The 5,064-nt window shown below is 66.9% G+C and carries 7 protein-coding genes; 5 read left to right on the forward strand and 2 right to left on the reverse strand.

The window, feature by feature from the left end:
• Nucleotides 1-151: 151 nt before the first annotated feature.
• From nudE to AC1DJN_RS20675, 5 genes are all read left to right on the forward strand, one after another.
• Nucleotides 152-715 carry an ADP compounds hydrolase NudE gene (gene nudE, locus AC1DJN_RS20655; protein ID WP_025877762.1) on the forward strand — a complete coding sequence of 188 codons (564 nt, stop codon included), beginning with the start codon at nt 152-154 and terminating at the stop codon, nt 713-715.
• Entirely contained in the window at nt 712-1,515 is an 804-nt protein-coding gene (cysQ, locus tag AC1DJN_RS20660; RefSeq protein WP_025877764.1) for a 3'(2'),5'-bisphosphate nucleotidase CysQ, read from the forward strand. Before nudE ends, cysQ begins: the two co-directional genes overlap by 4 nt.
• A 14-nt stretch (nt 1,516-1,529) precedes the next feature.
• Nucleotides 1,530-2,366, forward strand: coding sequence for a nucleoside triphosphate pyrophosphohydrolase (mazG, locus tag AC1DJN_RS20665; protein WP_442251821.1), 837 nt, complete (start codon nt 1,530-1,532; stop codon nt 2,364-2,366).
• Entirely contained in the window at nt 2,363-2,689 is a 327-nt protein-coding gene (locus tag AC1DJN_RS20670; RefSeq protein ID WP_478040029.1) for a YnfA family protein, read from the forward strand. The genes mazG and AC1DJN_RS20670 overlap by 4 nt, the downstream gene beginning before the upstream one ends.
• Nucleotides 2,690-2,782: 93 nt before the next feature.
• Nucleotides 2,783-3,085 carry an Mpo1-like protein gene (locus AC1DJN_RS20675; RefSeq protein ID WP_032974966.1) on the forward strand — a complete coding sequence of 101 codons (303 nt, stop codon included), beginning with the start codon at nt 2,783-2,785 and terminating at the stop codon, nt 3,083-3,085.
• Nucleotides 3,086-3,118: 33 nt separating this feature from the next.
• Here the strand turns inward: AC1DJN_RS20675 and AC1DJN_RS20680 are convergent, their stop codons facing one another.
• Nucleotides 3,119-4,303, reverse strand: coding sequence for a GDSL-type esterase/lipase family protein (locus tag AC1DJN_RS20680; protein ID WP_442251822.1), 1,185 nt, complete (start codon nt 4,301-4,303; stop codon nt 3,119-3,121).
• Nucleotides 4,304-4,317: 14 nt separating this feature from the next.
• Nucleotides 4,318-5,064: SDR family NAD(P)-dependent oxidoreductase (locus tag AC1DJN_RS20685; protein WP_478040031.1), on the reverse strand; the 747-nt coding region annotated here is incomplete at its 5' end.

Below are 5,064 nucleotides of genomic sequence, written 5' to 3' on the forward strand. Positions count from 1 at the left end.
GGGTGCCACAGGACCTTGAGGTCGCGTTGCCGCCAGTGCTGGACCAGCGGAGAGGGGGTTGGGTCTGCTAGCATTTCGGGCTCATGAACATGTTGCTGCCTGCACATTCTATCGGCCTCGGCGCACGCGCCGTCTGCCCCGGAGATTCCGCGTGAACGATGACCGCGCAAGGCGTCCTCTGCCGATCATCCATCGGATCACCGACGAGGAGAACGGGCCCTTCCAGCGCCAGCACCTGGACCTGGAGTTCTCCAACGGCGAACGCCGCCGCTTCGAACGCCTGGTCAGCCGTGGCCATGGCGCGGTGGTGGTGGTGCCGATGCTGGATGAAGAAACCGTGCTGCTGGTACGTGAATACGCGGCCGGCATGCACCGCTACGAGCTTGGCCTGGTGAAGGGCCGGATCGATGCCGGCGAAACGCCGGAGCAGGCCGCCGACCGTGAGCTGAAGGAAGAGGCCGGCTATGGCGCTCGGCGGGTCGACGTGCTGCGCGCGATGACCCTGGCGCCGACCTACATGAGCCATCAGTCCTGGCTGGTGGTCGCGCGCGACCTGTATCCGGAGAAGCTGGCCGGCGACGAGCCGGAGGAACTGGAAGTGGTGCCGTGGAAGCTGGCCGATCTGGACCAGTTGATGCTGCGCGAGGACTTTTCCGAAGGGCGTTCGCTGGCGGCGCTGTTCATCGCCCGCCAGTGGCTGCAGGGAGCACGATGATCAAGCTGACCACGGAACTGCGCGAAACCGCGATCGCCATCGCCCAGGAAGCCGGGCAGGCGATCATGCAGGTCTACAGCAACGGTTTCGATGTGACACTCAAGGACGACGACAGCCCGGTCACCGCTGCCGACCTTGCCGCCGACCGGGTGATCCAGCAGGGGCTGCGCCAGCTGACACCGGACCTGCCGATCCTGTCGGAGGAGTCGCCGCTGGTGCCCTGGGAGCAGCGTCAGCACTGGGGCGCGTACTGGCTGGTCGACCCGCTTGATGGCACCCGCGATTTCGTCAAGCGCAATGGCGAGTTCAGCGTCAACATCGCGCTGATCTACCAGGGCGCCCCGGCCTTCGGCGTGGTCCAGTCGCCGGTCACCGGCATTGTCTGGCACGCGATGCGAGGCGAGCTGGCGTATCGCCGGCAGGGTGTGCATGACACCGTGCTGCGTACCCGTACACCTGCGACTGCGCCCCTTCGCGTCGCCGCCAGCCGCTCGCATCGTTCAGCGGAGACGAATGCCCTGCTGGCCCGCATGGGCGACATCGAGACCGTGGTGCAGGGCTCTTCGCTGAAATTCTGCCGGATCGCCGAAGGCGGACTGGATGTCTATCCGCGGCTGGGCCCGACCTCCGAATGGGATACCGCTGCTGGCCAGTGCGTGCTGCACGCGGCCGGTGGCGCGGTGCTCTCGGTCGGGACCGGCAAGCCGTTCCGCTACAACCGCCGGCCGACGCTGTTGAACGGCGATTTCATGGCGCTGGGCGATACCAGCCTGCCGTGGCGGGACTGGTTGTCCGATTGATCCAGGAGAAACGCATGAGCACGCACGAAACCCCTGCCACCGGCAACGCCAGCGCGGAGCTGGAGCGCCTGCTGGCCATCATGGCGCGCCTGCGCGACCCGCAGGGTGGCTGTCCCTGGGACCTGGAACAGAACTTCGCCACCATCGCCCCCTATACGATCGAAGAAGCCTACGAAGTGGCCGACGCGATCGATCGGGGCGACCTCGACGACCTCTGCGATGAACTGGGTGACCTGCTGCTGCAGGTCGTGTTTCATGCGCGCATGGCTGAAGAACAGGGTGCGTTTGCCTTCGCCGAGGTCGCGCGCGCGATCAGCGACAAGATGCAGCGGCGGCACCCGCATGTGTTTGCCGATGTCAGCGTCGAGGATGCCGACGGCGTGATGCGTAACTGGGACGCGATCAAGCGTGCCGAGCGCGCGGCAAAGGGCGATAAGGACACCTCGGCGCTGGCCGGGATCTCCCGTGGCCTGCCGGAATGGCAGCGGGCGGTGAAGCTGCAGTCGCGCGCGGCCAAGGTGGGTTTCGATTGGCCCGGTCCGCTGCCGGTACTGGACAAGGCGGCCGAGGAACTGCAGGAACTGCGCGAAGAGTTCGAACGCGGTGACATCGTGGGCAACAAGGCGCGCCTGCAGGAGGAACTGGGTGACCTGCTGTTCGTGTGCGCCAACCTGGCGCGCCATGCGGACATCGATCTGGGTGCCGCGCTGCGTGGGGCCAACCACAAGTTCGAACGTCGCTTCCGTTCGATGGAGGCGCAGGCCGAGGCACAAGGCGATTCGCTGGCCGCACTCGATCTGGATGCGCAGGAAGCGCTCTGGCAGCACGCCAAGGCCACCGAAAAAGCGTGAAAACGCTCGGTCTGTTCCTGCTGACCGCGCTGGCCGAGATCATCGGCTGCTACCTGCCGTGGCTGTGGCTGCGCAAGGGTGGCAGTATCTGGCTGCTGTTGCYGGCGGCGGCCAGCCTGGCGTTGTTCGCCTGGCTGCTGACCCTGCACCCGACCGCCAGCGGACGCGTGTACGCAGCGTACGGTGGCGTGTACATCGGCACGGCGCTGTTCTGGCTGTGGCTCGTCGATGGCATCCGTCCCAGCCGTTGGGACATGCTGGGGGCTGCGCTTTGCCTGGCCGGCATGGCGGTGATCATGTTCGGGCCGCGGCAACCGGGGTAAGCCGGGCAGGTGTAGAGTCGAGCAATGCTCGACCGTTGTTGTGGCAACAACAGCCGGGCATGGCTCGGCACCTTCAACGAACGGAGCACGCGCATGTCCCGCTTCGCCAGCTTCCGCGAGTTCTATCCGTTCTACCTCAGCGAGCACCGCAACACGACATCACGACGCCTGCACTTCATCGGCAGCTGCGGCGTACTGCTGCTGGTCGCCATCGCCGCACTGCGCGGACAGCCGCTGCTGCTGTTGGCGGCATTGGCCTGCGGCTACGGCTTTGCCTGGGTCGGTCACTTCTTCTTCGAGAAGAACCGCCCTGCAACATTTCGTCATCCACTGTATTCGTTCATCGGTGACTGGGTGATGTTCGCCGACATCCTGCGTGGCAGGGTGAAGTGGTGATCTCGCCGTGCGCGCCGGCCGGCGCCGTACGACTCAACGCACGTTGCAGCCCACCGCCGCCAGGTTGATCGCGTCGGCCATGCGCCGATAGCCCTCGTCGTTCGGGTGCAGATGATCGCGGGTGATGTCCGCCGGCAATGATTCCGGCTCTTTCGGATCACGCAGGGCTGCATCGAAATCCACCACGCCATCGAAGCCGGTGTCCTGGCCACGCGCCCATTGGTTGATCGCGGTGCGGGTGGTGGCCGATACCGGTTCGTAGCGCTCCGAATCGCCGAAGGGCGTCAGTGTGCCGAGATGAGCGCGGATACCATGTGCATGCAGCCGGGCGGCGACCTGGCGGTAGCCCAGCAGCATGTCTGCCGCGCTGCGTCCCGGCAGCGGCTGTGCGCCGCCACCGTGGCGGATGTCATTGATGCCTTCGAACAGGATCACCTGGTCGGCGTCGGCCACTGCGATCACGTCGCGATCCAGCCGTGACAGCGCGCTGTGGCTGCGGCCATGGTCCAGCAGCTTGTTGCCGCTGATGCCCTGGTTGAGCACCACGAAGCGGTCCGGGCACGCCTGCTGCAGGCGCTGGCCCAAGCGCTCGGGCCATTGGTTGAACGAGCCACGCGAGGCCGTCGCGCCCTCGGTGATGGAATCACCCAGGGCCACGATCACCTGCGGCCGGTCCGCGCGCTGCACCAGTACCGCRGAGAACACGTTCTGCTGGTAGCCCACGCGCACGCTGTCGGCCACCGCGTCCTGCTTTCCGTCGACCACCCGCACCACCGTACGGCGCACTGCAGGGCGGGTGGGCTGCGGGAAGTACGCGGTCACGCTGATCTCCTGCAGGGCGGCAACCCGCAAGGGCAGTGCATCACTGAGCAGCGCTGCGCCCACCGGTACGTCGATGGACGTGCGTCCATCGACGGTGACCGGCAGCGCTGCCGCCTTGCCATCCTTCAGGCGCACCCGTACATCTTCCACATGCAGCGGCGTGGTGCCCAGTTCGTTGCTGATGCGCAGCCGCAGCGCATCGCCCCTGCTACCCAGGCGCATGTCCTGGCGCACGGTCTGCGCTGCGAACTGCACGGGCGCGTCAGCGCTGCCATCCTTGCGGTCAGGCGCGGGCGAAGCGGTCCAGGCGGTGACCCAGACCGGTGCGGCCAGCGCCACGGGGGCGGCCACGGCGGTGCCGATGGCCAGGGAAAGCAGGGTGATCCAGCGCTGCATGGGCTTCGATCCGGTCAGGAGAAGTAGGTGCCGCCGTTGACGTCCAGATTGGCACCGGTGATGAACGCTGCCGCTGCCGACGCCAGGTAGACCGCCGCATCGGCGGCTTCCTCCGGCAGGCCCTGGCGACGCAGCGGCGTCGCGCCGGCCACCGCCGTACGCACTTCCGGTTTGGTGAATTCGTCATGGAAGCGGGTGGCGATCATGCCGCAGCACAGTGCGTTGACGCGGATACCCTTCGGCCCCAGCTCCTTGGCCATGGCCCGGGTGAAGGTCATCACAGCCGCCTTGGCAGTGGCATAGATCGCCGCACCAGGGCCTCCGCCATCACGACCGGCCTGCGAGGCGAAGTTCACGATCGCCGCGCCTTCGCCCATGTGCGGTACCACCGCGTGGGTGGTCAGGTAGGTGGAGGTCAGGTTGAGGTCGATGACCTTGTGGAAGAACGCCGGGTCGATGTCGGCCAGCGGACGACGCTCGACCATGCCGCCGGCCACGTTCACCAGCACGTCGATGCGCTGGCCGAATGCAGCCTGCGTTGCTGCGACCAAGCCGGCCACGGCGGCGGGATCGGTGACGTCGGCGCGGTGGGCGATGGCCTGGCCACCGGCCGCCTTGATCAGCGCCAGCGTTTCCTGCGCGCTGGCTTCGTCGTTGGCGTAGTTGAGGCAGACGCGTGCACCGGCCGCAGCCAGCTTGATCGAGACGGCACGGCCGATATCACGGCCACCACCGGTGACGATGGCCACCTTGTCCTGGAA

Source organism: Stenotrophomonas sp. 05L414_2 (assembly GCF_056397905.1).